The 18,291-nt window shown below is 74.6% G+C and carries 20 protein-coding genes; 4 read left to right on the forward strand and 16 right to left on the reverse strand.

Going from position 1 to position 18,291, the window contains the following annotated elements:
• From ilvC to ACME2J_RS06625, 4 genes are all read right to left on the reverse strand, one after another.
• Positions 1-884 (reverse strand): ketol-acid reductoisomerase (gene ilvC, locus ACME2J_RS06610; protein ID WP_495544095.1); only part of this gene is annotated, 884 nt, incomplete at its 3' end.
• Between the two features lie 64 nt (positions 885-948).
• On the reverse strand, positions 949-1,467 hold the full coding sequence (locus tag ACME2J_RS06615) for an alpha-amylase family glycosyl hydrolase (RefSeq protein WP_495544096.1): 519 nt from the start codon (positions 1,465-1,467) through the stop codon (positions 949-951).
• Position 1,468: 1 nt separating this feature from the next.
• Entirely contained in the window at positions 1,469-2,323 is an 855-nt protein-coding gene (locus ACME2J_RS06620) for a class I SAM-dependent methyltransferase (protein WP_495544097.1), read from the reverse strand.
• Positions 2,324-2,565: 242 nt separating this feature from the next.
• On the reverse strand, positions 2,566-3,867 hold the full coding sequence (locus ACME2J_RS06625) for a class I adenylate-forming enzyme family protein (protein ID WP_495544098.1): 1,302 nt from the start codon (positions 3,865-3,867) through the stop codon (positions 2,566-2,568).
• Between the two features lie 66 nt (positions 3,868-3,933).
• Between ACME2J_RS06625 and menB the strand changes: the two genes are divergently transcribed.
• The 3 genes from menB to ACME2J_RS06640 all read left to right on the forward strand — a co-directional run bounded on the left by menB (position 3,934) and on the right by ACME2J_RS06640 (position 6,770).
• Positions 3,934-4,776, forward strand: coding sequence for a 1,4-dihydroxy-2-naphthoyl-CoA synthase (gene menB / locus ACME2J_RS06630; RefSeq protein ID WP_495544099.1), 843 nt, complete (start codon positions 3,934-3,936; stop codon positions 4,774-4,776).
• A 9-nt stretch (positions 4,777-4,785) separates the two neighbouring features.
• On the forward strand, positions 4,786-5,670 hold the full coding sequence (locus tag ACME2J_RS06635; RefSeq protein WP_495544100.1) for a 1,4-dihydroxy-2-naphthoate polyprenyltransferase: 885 nt from the start codon (positions 4,786-4,788) through the stop codon (positions 5,668-5,670).
• 65 nt (positions 5,671-5,735) lie between these two features.
• Positions 5,736-6,770: a mandelate racemase/muconate lactonizing enzyme family protein gene (locus ACME2J_RS06640; protein WP_495544101.1), complete on the forward strand. Its 1,035-nt coding sequence runs from the start codon at positions 5,736-5,738 to the stop codon at positions 6,768-6,770.
• A 10-nt stretch (positions 6,771-6,780) separates the two neighbouring features.
• Here the strand turns inward: ACME2J_RS06640 and ACME2J_RS06645 are convergent, their stop codons facing one another.
• Entirely contained in the window at positions 6,781-7,500 is a 720-nt protein-coding gene (locus ACME2J_RS06645) for an alpha/beta fold hydrolase (RefSeq protein WP_495544102.1), read from the reverse strand.
• 11 nt (positions 7,501-7,511) lie between these two features.
• Between ACME2J_RS06645 and menD the strand changes: the two genes are divergently transcribed.
• A complete protein-coding gene (gene menD, locus ACME2J_RS06650) occupies positions 7,512-9,287 on the forward strand; it encodes a 2-succinyl-5-enolpyruvyl-6-hydroxy-3-cyclohexene-1-carboxylic-acid synthase (RefSeq protein WP_495544103.1) in 1,776 nt (591 codons plus the stop codon).
• A 108-nt stretch (positions 9,288-9,395) separates the two neighbouring features.
• On the opposite strand, the gene ACME2J_RS06655 is transcribed toward menD, so the two are convergent.
• The 11 genes from ACME2J_RS06655 to gatC all read right to left on the reverse strand — a co-directional run bounded on the left by ACME2J_RS06655 (position 9,396) and on the right by gatC (position 18,259).
• Positions 9,396-10,844, reverse strand: a complete 1,449-nt coding sequence (locus ACME2J_RS06655; protein ID WP_495544104.1) for an isochorismate synthase — start codon at positions 10,842-10,844, stop codon at positions 9,396-9,398.
• A 118-nt stretch (positions 10,845-10,962) separates the two neighbouring features.
• The gene (gene ilvN, locus ACME2J_RS06660) at positions 10,963-11,520 is read right to left on the reverse strand and encodes an acetolactate synthase small subunit (RefSeq protein ID WP_495544105.1); all 558 of its coding nucleotides are present in this window, start codon (positions 11,518-11,520) and stop codon (positions 10,963-10,965) included.
• 5 nt (positions 11,521-11,525) lie between these two features.
• Positions 11,526-13,202 carry a biosynthetic-type acetolactate synthase large subunit gene (gene ilvB, locus ACME2J_RS06665; protein WP_495544106.1) on the reverse strand — a complete coding sequence of 559 codons (1,677 nt, stop codon included), beginning with the start codon at positions 13,200-13,202 and terminating at the stop codon, positions 11,526-11,528.
• A gap of 112 nt (positions 13,203-13,314) precedes the next feature.
• The gene (locus ACME2J_RS06670; protein WP_495544107.1) at positions 13,315-13,620 is read right to left on the reverse strand and encodes a hypothetical protein; all 306 of its coding nucleotides are present in this window, start codon (positions 13,618-13,620) and stop codon (positions 13,315-13,317) included.
• 15 nt (positions 13,621-13,635) lie between these two features.
• Positions 13,636-13,812 carry a hypothetical protein gene (locus tag ACME2J_RS06675; RefSeq protein WP_495544108.1) on the reverse strand — a complete coding sequence of 59 codons (177 nt, stop codon included), beginning with the start codon at positions 13,810-13,812 and terminating at the stop codon, positions 13,636-13,638.
• A gap of 36 nt (positions 13,813-13,848) precedes the next feature.
• Positions 13,849-14,004 (reverse strand): hypothetical protein, encoded by a 156-nt coding sequence (locus ACME2J_RS06680; protein WP_495544109.1) that lies wholly within the window; start codon positions 14,002-14,004, stop codon positions 13,849-13,851.
• A gap of 85 nt (positions 14,005-14,089) precedes the next feature.
• On the reverse strand, positions 14,090-14,752 hold the full coding sequence (locus ACME2J_RS06685; RefSeq protein WP_495544110.1) for a hypothetical protein: 663 nt from the start codon (positions 14,750-14,752) through the stop codon (positions 14,090-14,092).
• A gap of 18 nt (positions 14,753-14,770) precedes the next feature.
• Positions 14,771-14,995 (reverse strand): hypothetical protein, encoded by a 225-nt coding sequence (locus ACME2J_RS06690; RefSeq protein ID WP_495544111.1) that lies wholly within the window; start codon positions 14,993-14,995, stop codon positions 14,771-14,773.
• 104 nt (positions 14,996-15,099) lie between these two features.
• Complete coding sequence (gene gatB / locus ACME2J_RS06695) at positions 15,100-16,545, reverse strand: Asp-tRNA(Asn)/Glu-tRNA(Gln) amidotransferase subunit GatB (RefSeq protein ID WP_495544112.1); 1,446 nt, start codon at positions 16,543-16,545, stop codon at positions 15,100-15,102.
• On the reverse strand, positions 16,542-17,969 hold the full coding sequence (gatA, locus tag ACME2J_RS06700; protein ID WP_495544113.1) for an Asp-tRNA(Asn)/Glu-tRNA(Gln) amidotransferase subunit GatA: 1,428 nt from the start codon (positions 17,967-17,969) through the stop codon (positions 16,542-16,544). Before gatA ends, gatB begins: the two co-directional genes overlap by 4 nt.
• On the reverse strand, positions 17,966-18,259 hold the full coding sequence (gene gatC, locus ACME2J_RS06705; RefSeq protein WP_495544114.1) for an Asp-tRNA(Asn)/Glu-tRNA(Gln) amidotransferase subunit GatC: 294 nt from the start codon (positions 18,257-18,259) through the stop codon (positions 17,966-17,968). Before gatC ends, gatA begins: the two co-directional genes overlap by 4 nt.
• Positions 18,260-18,291 lie beyond the last annotated feature (32 nt).

The following is an 18,291-nucleotide window of genomic DNA, read 5'->3' on the forward strand; positions in this document are numbered from 1 at the left end:
CCGGCGCGGTTCTCGGCGATCCACTCGCGGGCGAACTCGCCCGACTGGATCTCGCCGAGGATGCGCTTCATCTCGGCGCGCGTCTCGTCGGTGATGACGCGCTTGCCGCGCGTGTAGTCGCCGTACTCGGCCGTGTTCGAGATCGAGTACCGCATCCCGGCGAGGCCCTTCTCGTACATGAGGTCGACGATGAGCTTCAGCTCGTGGAGGCACTCGAAGTACGCCATCTCCGGCGGGTACCCCGCGTCGACGAGGGTCTCGAAGCCGGCCTGCACGAGCTCGCTCGCCCCGCCGCAGAGGACGGCCTGCTCACCGAAGAGGTCCGTCTCGGTCTCGTCCTTGAAGGTCGTCTCGAAGACGCCCCCGCGCGTGCAGCCGATGCCCTTCGCGTAGGCGAGGGTGAGCTCCTTCGCCTTGCCGGTCGCGTCCTGGTGGATCGCGATGAGGCCGGGGACGCCCGAGCCCTCGAGGTACTGGCGGCGGACGAGGTGGCCCGGGCCCTTCGGGGCGGCGAGCGCGACGTCGACGCCCGCGGGCGGCTCGATCTCGCCGTAGAGGACGCTGAAGCCGTGGCCGAAGAGGAGGAGCTTGCCCTCGCTGATGCCGTCGCGGACCTCGGACTCCCAGACCTGGCGGTGCAGCTCGTCCGGGACGAGCATCATCACGACGTCGCCGCGCGACGCGGCGTCGGCGATCGGGAGGACCTCGAGGCCCGCGTCCTTCGCCTTCTGCACGCTCGAGGAGCCCTCGCGCAGCCCGACGACGACGTCGACGCCCGAGTCCTTGAGGTTCTGCGAGTGGGCGTGCCCCTGCGACCCGAAGCCGATGATCGCGACGGTCTTGCCGTCGAGGAGGCCGAGGTCTGCGTCGTCGTCGTAGTACATGGGCCGGGAGGGTAGCCGTCGAGCGGCCATCGGGACTGCCCGCCCGGCGCTGTCGCTCGGCGGGTCAGGCGCGCGCGAGGACGGCGCCGTCCCCCGGCGCCGGCAGAGGCGGCCGCCCGCCGTCGGCCTCGAGGCCGGCGCGGGTCGCGCAGAGCACCTCGCGACGCGGGCGCCGGCCGCGCCCGCGTGCCGAGGTCGAACGCGACGACGTGGCCGTCTCCGGGCGTGGAGGCGAGGATCTCGGGGTGGGGATCGAGGAGTCGATGCCGGCGCCCGGCTCGCGGCGCAGACGGATGAGGTCGATGCCCCGGGCGTGCGCTGCCTCGACGAGCGCGTCGACGTCGTGGAGCGTCCCGAAGCGGTGGTCGACCCCGGCGTGATCGGCGACGTCGGCCATCGGCGAGGCGGAGACGGGCGAGAGCCAGATCGCGTCCGCGCCGAGCGACGCCACGTGGTCGAGGCGCGAGGCGAGCCCCGCGAGGACGCCCGCCCCGTGCACCTCGGAGGCCTGGAAGGACCGCGGATGGACGCGGTGGACGACGGCGTCGTCCCAGCGCGCGCGGCGGCCCCGGCGCGGCGCCACGTCAGGCGGTGCCGCTCGCGACGAGGGCGCGCGCCGGGATGCGCAGCGCGCCCGAGGCGTCCGCGTAGGTCGCCAGCTCGGCGTCGACCGCGTCGCGGAGGCGGTAGTGCTCGGCCGGCGTCAGGTCCGCGGTCGTCGAGCGCAGGGTCGGCGAGCAGTGGAGCTGCTGCTCCCACCACACCTCGGCCGACGGCGCGGTGAACGCGAAGTCGACCGGCTCGACCTCGACGTCGTCGAAGCCGGCGTCGAGGAACAGCTCGCGGAGCTCGCCCGGGTCGGGGAGCGCGAACGGACCGGGGGCGCCGGGCGGCGCCTCCTCGACCGCACCCAGCCGCACGAGGAGCCTGCCCATGGACCACGGGTTCGCCTCCGCGTCCGCCCACGTCGCCGCGGCGAATCGCCCACCGGGCCTCAGCACCCGGCGGCCCTCGCGCAGCGCCGCCTCGGGATCGGCGAGGAGCATGAGGCCCCACCGGCACAGGATCGCGTCGGTCGAGGCCGCCGGGCGGTCGATCCACTCGGCGTCCATCGGCACGAACTCGACGTTCTCGATGCCGAGCTCCCGCGCGCGGGCGCGCGCGACGTCGACCATCGCCTCGGCCGTGTCGGTGCAGATGAGGAGCCCGCCCGGATGGATGAGCTCCGCGGCGAGGAAGCCCGTGTCGCCCGGACCGGCGGCGAGCTCGAGGACGACGTGGCCCGGCTGGGGCGCGATCGCGTCGATCATCCGGTGGGAGACCGGCGCGGCGTCGCGCTGGAACGCCTCGCGGGCCGCGGCCCATCCGGGCGCCGCGTTCTCCCAGCGCTCGCGACTCTCGGCGCGGAAGGTCTCGGCCTGCTCGGGAGGAATCGGCACGAGGCCCGAGGGTACAGGCACCGTCCGCGGTGGCGGTCGAGCCCGCTCGCCGGGTGCTGTCCTCGAGCCGGGGACGCGGCGGGCGGGGGGCGGGGACGCGGGGACGGGGGCGAATCGAACGCGCGTTGAATTCGCCCCCATATAGGGGGTCAATCGAACGCGCGTTGATTTCGTACCCCCCGTCGCCGCGTGTTGAGCGCGTACCCCCAATGCCCGCACGGGTGGCGGGCGGGGATCGCCGCTCAGAGCTCGCGGCGCAGGAGCTTGCCCGACGGCGTGCGGGGCAGCGGCTCCGCGCGGAGCTCGACGCGCTTGGGGACCTTGAACCGCGCGAGCGCCCCGGCGCAGTGCTCGCGGAGCACGTCGGGCGCCGGCGGCGTCCCCCCCGCACGCGGGACGACGATCGCGACGACCGCCTCGCCCCACTCCGGGTCGGGGCGGCCGAGGACGGCGGCCTCGAGGACGTCGGGGTGCCGTTCGAGGACCGCCTCGACCTCCGCGGGCGCGACGTTCTCGCCCCCGCTCACGATCGTGTCGGCCTTGCGGCCCGTGACCGTGAGCCGGCCCTCCGCGTCGAGGCGACCGAGGTCGCCCGTGCGCAGGACGCCGTCGGGATCCGTCGCTCCCGGCGAGACCGTCGGCCCCGCCACGACGATCTCGCCGTCGCCGGCGATGCGCACGCGCGTGCAGAAGAGCGGCGGCCCCGCGTCGCCGGCCGGGTCGCCGGGGCGCTGGCAGGTGACCATCGCGCTCGCCTCGCTCAGCCCGTAGGTCTGGGCGACCGGGACCCCGGCCTCCGCCGCGCGCTCGAGGAGCACCGGCGCCACGGGTCCGCCGCCCGCGAGCGCGCAGCGCAGCCGCGGCGGATGACGCAGCCCGGCGTCGAGGAGGCGGGCGAGCGTCGTCGCGACGACGCTGATGACCGTCGCGCCGTCATGCGCCATGAGTCGCGCGGCGACCCGCTCGGCGTCGAACGACGGGTGGACCTCGGCGGTCGTGCCGGCGATCGCCGAGCGCGTGAGGATCGACAGCCCGCCGACGTGGTTGAGCGGGAGCGCCGAGAGCCATCGCTCGTCGTGCGGGTGCCCGATCGCCGCGGCGCTGCCGATCGCCGCCCACAGGAGGTTCCCGAAGGTGAGCTCGACGGGCTTCGGCGCGCTGGTCGTCCCCGAGGTGTGCAGGAGGACCGCGACCTCCGCGAGGTCCCGCTCCGACGACCCGGCCGCCGACCCCTCCACCGGGAGCGGCTCGTCCACGACGAGCGCGCAGGTCGCGGTCTGGTGGGCGATCTCCAGCTCCGCGAGACGCGGCGACACCGGCACGGCCGTCGCCCCCGCCCGCAGCGTCGACCAGAAGGCGGCGGCGAAGTCCTCCCCGGGCGCGAGGACGATCCCGACCCGGTCCCCGGGCCGCACGCCGCGCCGCGCGAGCGCCGCCGCGCCCGCGTCCGCGCGCGCGTCGAGCTCGGCGTAGGTGATGCCGTCGAGGGCGGGCACATCGGGCCTCGCCCTCGCCGCCCGCGCGACCCAGCAAGCGGTCCGCATGGCGGCCAGACTACGCGCGAGAGGCGGGCGGAGGTCCGCGCCGTCGGGCAGATAGCCTGCCCGCCCATGTCCGTGACCTGGAGCAGCGCCGCCGACTACGAGGACATCCGCTACGAGCTCTCGAGCGACCCCGTCCCGGGGATCGCGAAGATCACGATCGACAGGCCCGAGGTCCGCAACGCCTTCCGGCCGCAGACGATCATCGAGATCTCCGACGCCCTCGAGCGCGCGCGCGAGGACACCTCGGTCGGCGTCATCGTGCTCACCGGAGAGGGCCCGCACGCCTTCTGCTCGGGCGGCGACCAGAACGTCCGCGGCGACTCCGGATACCTCACCGACCCGTCGAGCCAGAACCGCGTCGGGCGCTTCCACGTCACCGACCTGCACATCCAGATGCGCCGGCTGCCGAAGCCGGTCGTCGCGATGATCGCCGGCTACGCGATCGGCGGCGGGCACGTCCTGCACCTCTGCTGCGACCTCTCGATCGCGGCCGACAACGCCCGCTTCGGTCAGACCGGTCCCAAGGTCGGCTCGTTCGACGGCGGCTTCGGCGCGTCGGTCCTCTCGCGCCTCGTGGGGCCGAAGAAGGCGAAGGAGATCTGGTTCCTCTGCCGGCAGTACACGGCGCAGGAGGCGGTCGAGATGGGGCTCGTCAACACGGTCGTGCCGCTCGAGCGCCTCGAGGAGGAGACCGTGCAGTGGTGCAAGGAGATGCTCGCGCTGTCGCCGTTCGCGCTGCGGCTCCTCAAGGCGAGCTTCAACGCCGACGAGGACGGGCTCTCGGGGATCCAGCAGCTCGCGCACGACGCCAACCTCCTCTTCTACGCGTCGGACGAGGCGCAGGAGGGCCGCGACGCCTACAAGGAGAAGCGCCGCCCGGACTTCGGCCGCTTCCCGAAGCGCCCGTAGGACGCCGTCATGGGGCTGGTGCGCATCTGGCTGATGGCCGCGCGCGTGCGGACGCTGCCCGCCGCGGTCGCGCCGGTGCTCGTCGGGACCGCGCTCGCCGTCGAGAAGTCCGAGGACCTGCGCGTCGGCCCGTTCATCGCGGCGCTCCTCGGCGCGATCCTCATCCAGGTCGGGACGAACCTCTCCAACGACTACTCCGACGCCCGTCGCGGAGCGGACACCGACGACCGCCTCGGGCCCGTCCGGGTCACCGCCGGCGGACTCGTCCCGCCGCGGCAGGTCCTCGTCGCGACCTACGCGACGTTCGGCGCGGCGGTGCTCGTCGGCGCCTACCTCGTCGCCGTCGCCGGCTGGGAGCTCCTCGTCGTGGGGCTCGTGTCCATCCTCGCGGGGATCCTCTACACCGGCGGCCCGCGCCCGTACGGCTACGAAGGCCTCGGCGAGCTCTTCGTCTTCCTCTTCTTCGGCGTCGTCGCGGTCGCCGGCTCGACGTTCGCGCAGAGCGAGTCGTGGCCGTGGGAGGCGTTCGCACTCGCGGTCCCGGTGGGGCTGCTCGCGAGCGCCATCATGGTCGTCAACAACGTCCGCGACATCGACACGGACCGCCGTGTCGGCAAGCGGACGCTCGCCGTGCGCCTCGGGCGCGACCGCACCCGCGACCTCTACGCCGCGATGGTCTTCCTCGCGTTCCCGGCCGCCCTCGTCCCGTGGATCGGCGGGTCGCTCGGCGCGCCGCTGCTCCTCGTGCTCCTCGCGCTCCCGCTCGCGGCGCGACTCGTCGGCACCGTCCGCTCGCACACCGACGGCCCGACGCTGAACGCGGCCCTCGCGCAGACCGGGGCCGTCCAGCTCGTCTTCTGCGTCCTGCTCTCCGCAGGCGTCCTCGCCAGCTGACGCTCCGGAAGATCGACCCGCGAGATCGGGTGCCGGTCGGCCCTCTCGGTTAGGTTCGGCGTCCCGTGGACATCACCGTCGAGAGCCTCAAGGTCCCGCTGCGCGCGCCCGTCGTGACCGCGTGGGGCACGCTGCGTGAGCGTCCGCTGTTCGTCGTGACGATCACCGGGACCGACGGCGTCACCGGCGCCGGGGAGTCGGCGCCGCTCGAGCCCTACGACGGCGTCCCCGCGCGGGCGGTCTCCGCCGCCCTCCACGCGTACGCGGAGGTCCTCGACGGGCTCGAGGACGACGCGCCCGGCACCGTCGTCCTCGAGGAGTGCCGGGCCGTGGCCGACCTCCCCCAGGCGCTCGCGGCGATCGACCTCGCGCTGTGGGACCGCGCCGGACGACGCGCAGGCGTGCCGGTCGCCGAGATGCTCACGGACGCGCCCGCCGGCGCCGTGCCGGTGAACGCGACGATCGGCGCGGAGACCCCGGAGGTCGCGGGCCGCCTGGCCCGGCGCGCCGCCGAGGAGGGGTTCTCGTGCGTGAAGGTGAAGGTGGGAACGGGGCTCGACTCCGATGCGGCGCGTGTGCGTGCGGTCCGGGAGGCGGTCGGCGCGGAGATGGCGATCCGGCTCGACGCGAACGGGGCCTGGGACGCCGAGGGCGCGGTCGTGGCGATCGAGCGGCTGCACTCCGTCGGGCTCGAGCTCGTCGAGGAGCCGGTCCACGGAGTCGCCGCCCTGCGGTCGGTCCGGGAGCGCGTCACGACCCGCATCGCGATGGACGAGACGGCCGACGAGATCGGAGCCGTCGGCGCGGGCGCCGCCGACGCCGTGTGCCTCAAGGTCTCGCGATGCGGGGGGATCTCGGCGCTCCTCGTCCAGGCCGCCCTCGTCCGGGCGGCGGGGGGCGATCCCTACGTGGCCTCGACCTTCGACGGCCCTCTCGGCATCGCCGCCGCCGTCCACGCCGCCGCCGCGCTGCGGGTGACCACGCCCTGCGGGCTCGCGACGCTGGCCGCTCTCGATCTCGAGGTGCCCGCGACCCTGGTCCCGCATGACGGCGAGATCCGCGTGCCTCCGGGGCCCGGCCTCGGCGTCGAGCTCCCGTGAGCCCGCGTCGTCAGCCCCACACGGCCTCGGCGACGGCATGGGGCGCCTCGCGCAGGAGCCCGTGCCCCGCACCGGCGACGACGACGAGGCGCGCGTCGGGCAGCTCACCGGCGAGACGCCGGCCCGTCTCGACGTAGCGGGCGTCCCGCTCGCCGGCGAGGACCGTCGCGGGCATCGTGAGCTCGCCGAGCCGCTCCCACACGGGCGCGACGCGGCCGGGCGAGCAGCCGCGCAGCGCCGCCGCGAGGCCCTCGGGGTCACCGGAGCGCAGCTCGCGGTCCTGCGCCTCGCGGACCGGCGGGGGGTCCGCGGCGAACAGCGGCTGTGCGGACCAGCGGGCGGCGAACGCGTCGAGGCCGTCGGCGAGGAGCGCGTCGGCGAGCGCGTCGTCGGCGCGCGCCCGCGCCTCGCGGGCGGCAGGGTCCTCGAGCCCGGCCGTCGTCGCGACGAGGACGAGCCGGCTGACGCGCCCGGGCGAGGCGAGCGCGACGCGGAGCGCGACGCGGCCCCCGAGCGAGTACCCGGCGAGGGCGAAGCGCGGAGGAGCGAGGTCGAGGACGTCCTCGACGCAGGCGTCGATCGTCACCGGTCTCTCTGCGGACCTGGCGCCGTGGCCGCGGAGATCGACGGCGAGCGCCGGATAGGGTTCGCCGCCACGCACCGCGCGCGCCGCGTCCCACGAGCGCGCGCTCCCCCCGAATCCGTGCAGCAGCACCACCGGCTCCGACATCCCCCACCATCATGACCGCGACCGTCGACGCCTACCTCCTCCTCCGCGCGTTCGTCGACGAGCTCGTCCGGGCCGGGGCGTGCGGCGCGGTGACGTCACCGGGCTCGCGCTCGACGCCGCTCGTGCTGTCGCTCGTCCGTGACGGGCGACTGCCGTGCATCTCCCAGGTCGACGAGCGCTCGGGGGGCTTCCTCGCGCTGGGGATGGCGAAGGCGACGGGCCGGCCGGCGATCCTCGCCTGCACGTCGGGGACGGCGGCCGCGAACTACCTCCCGGCGGTCGTCGAGGCGCACGAGGCGCGCGTCCCCCTCGTCGTCCTCACGGCCGACCGGCCGCCGGAGCTGCGCGCGACGGGCGCCGGGCAGACGATCGACCAGATCAAGCTGTACGGGTCGGCGACGCGGTGGTTCTCCGAGGTCGGCGTCCACGACGCGACACCCGAGCGGCTGCGATGGATGCGCGCGCTCGCGTGCCGCGCCGTCGCCATCGCCCGCGGAGCCGCGGGCGGCGGGCCGGGACCGGTGCATCTCAACTGGCCCCTGCGCGAGCCCCTCGTCCTCGACGGCCCGCTGCCCGAGGACGAGCCGGGAGGCGGCGGGCGTCCCGACGGACGCCCGTGGATCACCGCGGTCCCCCCGACGGCGGACCCGGGGCAGGCGACCGCCGCGGCGGCCCAGCTCGCCGACGCGGCGCAGCGCGGTGTCCTCGTGCTCGGCCGCGACGAGCGGCCGGGACCGGGAGGCGGGAGGCCGGGACCGCTGGCGTCCGCGGCGCTCGCGTTCGCCTCGGCGCGCGGCTGGCCGGTGCTCGCCGATCCCCTCTCGGGGGCCCGGACCGGCCCGACGAGCGTCGACCACTACGACGCGCTCCTGCGCTGCGACGCGTTCGCCGAGGCGATGCGGCCGGACGTCGTCGTGCGGGCGGGCGACCTCCCGACCTCGAAGCCCCTCCGCACGTGGCTCGCGGCTCTCGACGCCGTGCAGCTGCGGCTCGACCCGCACGGCGCCTGGCAGGACCCGGCGCAGGTGAGCGACCTCGCCCTCCCCCACGATCCCGCCCGGGTGCTCATGGCCCTCGCGGAGCACCTTCCCGAGGGCGGTCCCGCCGGCCCGGCCGACGGCTGGACCGACCGCTGGCTCGAGGCGGACGGCGTCGCGGCCGAGGCGCTCACCGCGACGCTCGGGGACGGCCTCGGCGAGCCGCGCGTCGCCGCGGAGCTCGTCGCGCGGCTGCCGCCGGAGGCGACGCTCGTCGTCGCCGCCTCGATGCCGATCCGCGACGTCGAGACGTTCGCGGCCGGCCGCGACGCGCCGCCGCGCATCCTCGCGAACCGCGGCGCGAACGGGATCGACGGGACGATCGCGACCGCGTACGGGATCGCGGCCCTGTCGGAGGGGCCGACGGCGCTCCTCGTCGGCGACGTCACGCTCGCCCACGACATCGGCTCGCTCCTCACCGCCTCGCGGGCCGGGATCCCGCTCACGATCGTCCTCGTCGACAACGACGGCGGGGGGATCTTCGACTTCCTGCCGGTGAGCGGCGAGCGCGACGCGTACGAGGCGCACGTCCTCACGCCGACGGGGCTCGACCCCGAGAAGGTCTGCGACCTCTTCGGGCTCGCCTACCAGCCCGTGCCGGACCTCGCGGGGCTGCGCGTGTCGCTCGACGCCGCGCTCCAGTACGGCGGCACGGCGCTCCTCCACGTCCGGACCGACCGGCAGGAGAACGTCGCGCTGCACCGGCGCTGCTGGGCGGCGGTCGCGGCGGCGCTCGAACGTCGATCCTGACCCGCGGCGGGTCGAACGTCGATCTGCACCCCTCCACGGGGGTGGCGATCGACGTTCGACCCGCGAGGGGTGACGATCGACGTTCGATGCGCGCCTCGCGCGGTGGGCTCAGGCCGCGAGGACCGGCAGCAGCGCCTGGAGCTTCGTCTCGGTCTCGGCGAGCTCGGACGCCGGGTCCGAGTCGCGGACGACGCCGACGCCCGCGTAGCACCGGGCGACCCGGCCGGAGAGGAGGGCGCAGCGCAGGGCGACGCAGAACTCGCCGTCCTCCGCGGTGTCCGTCCAGCCGACCGGACCCGCGTACCACCCGCGATCGAGGCCCTCGAGCTGGGGGATGAGCGGAGCCGCAGCCGGGAACGGCTCGCCCCCGACCGCGGGCGTGGGATGGAGGAGCCCCGCGAGCTCGACGACGGGGACGGGCTCCGCGAGCTGCGCGCGGATCGGCGTCGCGAGGTGCTGGATGTTCGCCATCCGGACGACGACCGGCTCCTCGGCCGCGGTCACCCACACGCTGCGGGGCCGGAGCGTCGACGCGATGCGGCGCGTGACGATCGCCTGCTCCTCGCGGTCCTTCGTCGATCGCAGGAGCCGCTCGCCGAGGTGGTCGTCGACCGCCGGATCGGCGCTGCGCCGCGTCGAACCGGCGAGCGCGAGCGTGCCCGCGCGCATCCCGTCGCGGCGGATGAGGAGCTCGGGGCTCGCGGCGAGGAACGCGCTCTCGCCCCGGCCGGCGCAGAAGACGAAGCACGAGGGGAACGCCTCCCTCAGGACGCCGAGGACGGCGCCCGGGTCGTGATCGACCGGGGCGTGCGCCTCGACCTCCCGCGCGAGGACGACCTTCTCGATCTCCCCCGCGCGGATGCGCTCGACCGCCCGCGCGACCGCGCCCTCGTAGTGCTCGGGCGGCATCGTCCCCGCGACGCGGACGCGCCGCACGGGGCTCGGATCGAGGAGCGGCAGCGGCGCGTCCCGGAGCGCGGCGAGCCGGACGTCGAGCCGGGCGAGCACGTCGTCGGCGGTGTCGTCGGGGCGCACGAGGGCGGACGCCGTGAGGCGCACGTCCTCGCCGCGACGGGCGAGCGCGATCTCCGGGACGACCATCGACGCCGGCGGGTATCCGGACCAGTGCGGGGCGGCGCCCCCGTCCGGCGCGAAGGCGAAGCCGCCGACGGCGACGCACCCGGCGCCGCGTGGGCCGTCGGGCTGGTCGACGATCGCGTCCACCGCGAGCGCCCGCCAGCGACGAGCGACGTCCGCGAAGCGCCCCGGGCCCTCCGCGTCGATGGACACGACGACGCCGAGCGCGGCGAGCGCGGCGCTCTCCCGCTCCGGCTGCTCGAGCGTGAACCAGTGCTCGCCGGGCCGGCGTGAGCCGACGGCGATCGCGACGGGGTCGAGGCCCGAGGGCAGCGGCCAGGTCACCGCCGCGAGGACGCCGTCCGGCCGGCTCGACCGGGCCCGCCGGAGCGCCCGCTCGACGTGCCGCCGGAACCGGTCGCGCGCGGCGCGGGGCGGCGCGAACGGACCGTCGGGGAGCGAGCGCGTGAAGGCGGGCACCACCGGTGAAGTCTACGAGCCGCCGCCGTGGGGCCCCGCCCCGCCGGGCCGAACCGGATTCCTGGTGCGCCATGGCGCACCAGGAATCCGGTTCGGCGTCACCGCTGGGGCGGGCGGCTCAGGTCTCGCCGCGGCCGCGGGCGATCGCGATCTCGCCCGTGCGCATCATCTCGATGAGGCCGAACGGGCGGACCATCCGCTCGAACGCCTCGATCTTGTCGGTCGTGCCCGTCACCTCGAGGATGATCGAGCGCCGCCCGACGTCGACGACCTTGCCGCGGAAGATCTCGCAGATCTGGAGGACCTCCGAGCGGGCGGCGCCGTCGACGGCGACCTTGAAGAGCGCGAGCTCGCGCGCGACGGTGTCGTCGGGCTCGAGGTCGCGGATCTTCAGGACGTTGATGAGCTTGTGGAGCTGCTTCGTGACCTGGTCGATCGGGTGCAGGGCACCGTCGACGGTGAGGGTGATCCGCGACACCCCGTCGTCGTCCGTCGGGCCGACGGTGAGCGTGTCGATGTTGAACCCGCGCCGTGCGAAGAGCCCGGCGATGCGGGTGAGGACACCCGGCTTGTTCTCGACGAGGATCGACAGGACGTGCTTGCGCCCCGTCATGAGCCCGCCGCTCGCCTCGAGCTCCTCGAGGCTGAGGACGTCCTTCGTCCCTGGCTCGCCCATCACGCTCACCCCACCATGTCCCGGGACGCGGCGCCCGGGGCGATCATCGGGTACACGTTCTCCTCGGCGGTGACGCGGGCGTCGATCATGACCGGCCCCGGCGTCGCGAACGCCTCCTTGAGGTCGTCGACGAGGGTCGTGCGGTCGGTGAGCCGCACGCCGGTCGCGCCGTAGGCCTCCGCGAGCTTCACGAAATCCGGGAACTGCCCGAGGTCGACCGCCGAGTAGCGACGCTCCCAGAAGAGCTCCTGCCACTGGCGGACCATCCCGAGGTACCCGTTGTTCGAGATGACGGTCTTCACCGGGATGTTCTCCTGCGCGCAGGTCGCGAGCTCCTGCATGTTCATCTGGATCGACCCGTCGCCGGTGATGCACACGACGAGGTCGTCCGGGCAGCCGATCTGCGCGCCCATCGCGGCCGGGAGGCCGAAGCCCATCGTCCCGAGCCCGCCGGAGTTGATCCATCGGCGCGGACGGTCGAAGTGGTAGTACTGCGCCGTCCACATCTGGTGCTGGCCGACGTCGCTCGTGACGATCGCGTCGCCGCCGGTCGCCTCGTAGACCGCCTCGATGAGGCGCTGCGGCTTGATCTCGGTCCCCTCGCCCTCGTCGTAGCGGAGCGGGTGACGCGTCTTCCAGTCCTCGATGCGCGAGACCCACTCGTCGAGGCGCGAGGTGTCGGCGTCGAGCGCCCGGTACTCCTCGACGAGCTTCACGAGGACGCCCTTGGCGTCGCCGACGATCGGGATGTGCGCGGGGACGTTCTTCGAGATCTCCGCCGGGTCGACGTCGATGTGGATGAACTTCGCCCGCGGCGCGAACTCGGAGAGCTTGCCGGTGATCCGGTCGTCGAACCGCGCGCCGACGCAGCAGATGAGGTCCGCCTCGTCCATGGCGTAGTTCGCCGCGCGCGTGCCGTGCATCCCCAGCATCCCGAGCCACTGCGGGTCGGGCGCCGGGTAGGCGCCGAGTCCCATGAGCGTGCAGGTGCAGGGGAAGCGGTCGGCGCGCACGAGAGCGCGCAGCTCCTCGCTCGCCTCGGCCGCGACGACGCCGCCGCCCGCGTAGATGACCGGGCGCCGCGCCGCCGCGAGGGCCTTCGCCGCCTGGCGGATCTGCTTGGCGTTGCCGTCCGTCGTCGGCTGGTAGCCGGGGAGGCGGACGTCGGTCACCGGCTCGTACGGGATGTCGGCCCGCGAGAGGTCGGTCGGGATGTCGACGACGACCGGGCCCGGGCGGCCGGTGCGGGCGAGGTAGAACGCCTCGTGGAGCGCCCGCGGGATCTCCGTCGGGTGCTGGATCATGAAGCTGTGCTTCACCGCCGGCATCGTGATCCCCATGACGTCGGCCTCCTGGAAGCCGTCCGTCCCGAGGAGATCGGTCCGCACCTGTCCCGTGATGAAGACGACCGGGACCGAGTCCATCATCGCGTCGACGATGGGCGTGACGAGGTTCGTCGCGCCGGGACCGGACGTGCCGAACGCGACGCCGACCTTGCCGGTCGCCTTCGCGTAGCCCTCGGCGGCGTGGCCGCCACCCGCCTCGTGACGGACGAGGATGTGACGGATCCCGCCGTCGTACAGGGCGTCGTACGTCGGGATGTTCGCTCCGCCGGGGAGTCCGAATACGACGTCGACGCCCTCCGCCTTCAAGCACTGGATCACGGCATCGACCGCGCGCATACTCTCGAACCCCCCTTCCAAGGAGTCGGTGACAGGACATGATGAGCCGCCCGTCGGCGGCTCTCGGCCGAGTGTAGCAGCGGTTTTCCCGCCTCTTGCGGCTCGGCGACCGTCAACCCGCCGGGGTCGCCGGGCGACCCTCGGCACCGGGGACGACGACGTCCTCGGTGTAGTCGAGCTCGGTCCCGCAGCGGACGCAGAGCGCGTCGTGGAGCATGCACTCCCGCCCGCAGGTCGGGCAGGCGCGCCGGGCCTCCTCGTGGTCGACCCGGTAGAGCAGCGCGGCGACGAGGCCGATGACCGGCACGATCGCCGAGACGAGGAACCAGAGCGTGAACGAGCTGCCCTTCGCACGCCCGACGGCCCCGCCGGCGAGGCCGAACGAGACGGCGAACAGGACGTAGATGAAGCCGCTCATGGCGGGGGCGCGGCGCTACAGCTTCGACAGGGCCCACACGACGGCGACGACCGCTGCGATGGCGACGATCGCCGTCGCGACGCCGGCGATGATGCCGATGACGATCTTGAGGAGCACCCACGCCGCGACGGCGAGGATGACGATCGCGAGGACGCGCTGGAGGAGCGGGGTCTTCGTCTCGGTCTCGGGCATGCACCGAGAGTACCGGGCGGTCCGGGCGCGCGGGCGTCATCGGCGTGCGCGCGCCCGCTGCCGGACGAGCCGGTAGCGGCGCACCCGCGGGCGCACCGCTCCGGTCGCGTCGCCCGGCCCCGGCACGTCGCGGACGGGAAGGAGCGCGACGCGGCTCGTCGTGGAGGTGCGGGCAGTGGGCGTCGTCTGCATGGGCTCATCGTGCCCGCCGCGCGCGGCGCCGTCTTCGGCCGCGCGGTCGGACCCGCCGGGCCCGGGGATCGCCAGACGGTCGAGGTCAGGCGCGCGCCGCGGCCCCGGCGGCGTCGAGCGCAGGGCGCATCGGCTCCGGCACGCGCCGGCGGATGCGCCAGCGGGCCCCGCTGAAGGCCATGTTGGCGACGGTCGCGAAGCCCACCTCGTCCTCGCGCAGCGCGAGGAGCAGGTGCGCGATCCGGTCGGAGGACGGCAGATCGGGGTCCTGGACGCGCACGCAGTAGCAGAGGACCCGCCGACCGCCCGGCCGGACGAGGAGCGCTCCCGCCTCGCCGACGAGCCACACGCCGAGACGGCCGCGCTCGATGACGAGTCCCGTCCGCGCGTGGAGGTCCCGCGCCTCGTGGGAGACGAGGTCGCCGAGGAACCCGAGCGCGACGCCCTCCGGACCGTCGGCCTGCCGCCGCTGGGGACGCACGACGTTCGCGCCACGCGCCGCGTAGAGCTCGGGGATGACCCAGGCGTGGGCGAACGCCGCGAGCGAGACGGGGAGAGCGAGCGGCTCGACGAGGAAGAGGACGACCCCGGTGATGAGGAACGGGACGACGTGAGCGACGGTCGACGCCGTCCACGACCTGCCCGCCCGGCGCAGCCGGCGCTCGTCGACCCGCGGCCGCCAGTGGACGGCCGCGAGCTCGGGCAGCACGCATCCGCGCGCGGGCTCGACGTGCGCGGCGTCGGCCACGGTCCCGCGGCCCTCGGCTCAGCCGCCCGAGATCGGCAGGCGGAGGATGACGAGGTCGGCGTCGATCGGGAGATCGCGGACCTGCTCCGCGTGGCCCTCACCGGTAGAGACGGTCGCGAAGTAGCCGCGGTCGAGCTCCGCGCGGAACGCCTCGACGGCGGCCTCGCGGGCCGCACGGTCGTCGGCGGTCCACTCGGCGAGCGTCGTGTGGCCGGTCTTGTCCATCCTCACGAGTCGGGACATCGGGGTCCTCCTTGCGCGGTCGCTGACGAGCTCCTCCCCCATGCTACGCCGCCCGTCGAGCGGCGGATGCTGGTGGCGCGAACGCGCTGCCCGGAGCGCCGGGCCTACAACCCGAGGGTCTCGCGGACGAGGCGGGTGACCTCCTTGCCGTCCGCCCGGCCCTTCGTCTCCTTCATGACGTGGCCGATGATGACCCCGATCGGCTTCATGTCCCCGCTACGGAGGCGCGCGGCGATGTCCGGGTTCGCCTCGAGCGCGGCGTCGACGTGCGGCTTCAGCTCGTCCTCCCCGCCGACCGCGGACAGGCCCTCCGCCTCGACGATCGCCGCGGGGTCGCCTCCCTCGGCGACGAGCTTGTCGAGCACCTGGCGGGCGCCGGCGGCGGTCACCGTCTTGGCCGCGAGGAGGCCGATGAGCGACGCGAGCGCGTCCGGCGTCACCTGCGACGCGGCGGGGTCGACGTCGGTCTCGAGGCGCTGGAGGAGCTCGTTGGCCACCCAGTTGGCGACGAGCGGCGCGTCGACGCCCTCCGTGCCGTCGGCGGAGGTGAGCGTCGACTCGAAGTAGTCGCCGAGCTCGCTGCGCCACGCGAGGAGGCGCGCGGTGTCGGGATGGAGCCCCATGCCCTCGAAGCGCTCCGCCCGCGCGGCGGGGAGCTCGGGGAGCGCGGCGCGGGCGCGCTCGAGCATCTCGTCGGTGATCGCGACCGGCGTGAGGTCGGGCTCGGGGAAGTAGCGGTAGTCGTGCGCCTCCTCCTTCGAGCGCATCGACGTGAGCTGCTCGGTGCGCGGGTCGAAGTGGAGCGTCTCCTGGACGACGGGACGGCCGGCCCGCAGCAGCGCCTCCTGCCGGGCGACCTCGGCGCGGATCCCCTGCTCGATGAACCGGAACGAGTTCATGTTCTTCAGCTCGGTCTTCGTCCCCAGCGTCTCGTCGCCCGCTGGACGGATCGAGATGTTCGCGTCGCAGCGCAGCGAGCCCTGCGACATGTCGACGTCGCTCACCCCGAGCGCCCGCAGGGTCGTGCGGAGGAGGCGCAGGAACTCGCCGGCCTGCTCGGCCGAGCGGACGTCCGGCTCGGTGACGATCTCGGCGAGCGGCGTCCCGCCGCGGTTGAAGTCGACGACGCTCGAGGACGACTCGTGGATGCGCCCCGACGTGCCGGCGTGGATCGTCTTCGCCGCGTCCTCCTCGAGATGGACGCGGTGGATGCGGACGCCGCCGAGCTCGCCGCCGCTGCACAGGGGCTCGTCGAACTGGCTGATCTGGTAGCCCTTGGGCAGGTCCGGATAGAAGTAGTTCTTGCGGTGGAAGATCGACCGGGGCGCGAGGTCGCAGCCGAGCGCGAGCCCGATCATGAGCCCGTAGTGGATGGCCTCGGCGTTGACGACGGGGAGCGCGCCCGGGAGCCCGAGGCACACCGGGCAGGTGCGGGTGTTCGGCGGCTCGCCGAAGCCCAGCGCGCACGAGCAGAACATCTTCGTGCGCGTCCTCAGCTGGACGTGGATCTCGAGCCCGATGACCGGCTCGTAGGCGACGGCGGTGCTCATGCTGCCCTCCCCTCGCGGCGCGCGGGGCTCGCGTCGAACGCGAGCGCGGCCTCGAGCGCGTGCGCGGCGTCGAGGATGCGGTTCTCGCTGAACGCCGGCCCCGCGAGCTGGAGGCCGACGGGGAGCCCGTCGCTGAGACCGCACGGGATCGAGATCGCGGGGACGCCCGCGAGCGACATCGGGATCGTGCAGACGTCCTGCCGGTACATCTCGAGCGGGTCGGCGGTCTTCGAGCCGAGCGGGAACGCGACGGTCGGCGCGGTCGGCGTCGCGACGAGGTCGTACGACGAGAACGCCGCGGTGAAGTCCTCGACGATCTTCGTGCGGACCTGCTGCGCGCGGCGGTAGTAGGCGTCGTAGAACCCGCTCGAGAGCGCGTACGTGCCGATGAGGATGCGGCGCTTCACCTCGTCGCCGAACCCGTCGTGGCGGGTCTTCGTGTACATCGTCGTGAGGTCGGGCGCCTCGGTGCGGCGGCCGTAGCGCACGCCGTCGAAGCGCGCGAGGTTCGACGAGCACTCCGCCGGGGCGATGAGGTAGTACGCGTTGAGGGCGTGGCCGGCGTGAGGGAGCCCGCACTCCTCGACGGTCGCGCCGAGGTCGCGGGCGCGGGCGAGCGCCGCCTCGAAGGCCTCCTGGACGCCGGCGGCGATGCCGTCGCCCGTGAGCTCACGCGGGACGCCGATGCGCAGGCCCGAGAGGTCCGTCCGCGACGGCGCTCCGATCTCCTCGGGATGGGCGACGGAGGTCGCGTCGCGCGCGTCGCGCCCCACCATGTGCCGGTAGAGGAGCGCGCAGTCGGCGACCGTGCGGCCCATGGGACCCGCCTGGTCGAGGGAGGAGGCGAACGCGATCATCCCGAAGCGCGACACCGTCCCGTACGTGGGCTTGAGGCCGACGATCCCGCAGAAGGCGGCGGGCTGGCGGATCGAGCCGCCGGTGTCGGTGCCGAGCGCCCACGGCGCGAGCCCGGCGGCGACGGCGGCGGCGCTGCCCCCGGAGCTGCCACCGGGGACGCGCGTCGGGTCCCACGGGTTGAGGACGGGCCCGAAGGCCGAGTTCTCGTTCGACGAGCCCATCGCGAACTCGTCCTGGTTCGTCTTGCCGAGGAGCGTGCTGCCCGCGTCGAGGAGCTTCGCGACGGCGGTCGCCGTGTAGGGCGGCCGGTAGTCCTCGAGGATCCGCGACCCGGACTGCGACGGCACGCCCTCCGTGCAGAAGAGGTCCTTCACCGCGAGGGGGACGCCGCGCAGCGGCCCGTCGGCGACCGTGGCGGGCGGCTCGTCGGCGACCCAGGTGTACGTGCCGGTCTCGTCGGCCGCGGCGCGGGAGCGGTAGGCCTCGAAGGCGTCCGCGGGCTCGAGGTCGCCGGCGGCGATCGCGGCGGCGAGCTCGCTCGCCGTGAGGTCGAGGACGTCGCTCATGCCGACGGCGCCTGCGGGCTCGGGACGCGGAAGCCGTCGTCGGCGACGTCGGGCGCCGACGCGAGGGCGATCTCGCGCGGGAGGGACTCGTGCGGGACGTCGTCGCGCAGCGCGTTCGTCACGTCGACGACGTGCGCCGTGGGGGCGACACCCTCGAGGTCGAGCCCGCCGATCGCCTCGACGTGGTCGAGGATCGCGGAGAGCTCGCCGCTCATCCGCTCGACCTCCTCGTCGGAGAGCTCGAGACGCGCGAGACGCGCGACGTGGAGGACCTGCTCGCGGTCGATCATGCGAGCGCTGAGGCTAGCGAAGGAAGCGGGAG

It is taken from the genome of Paraconexibacter sp., assembly GCF_059438195.1.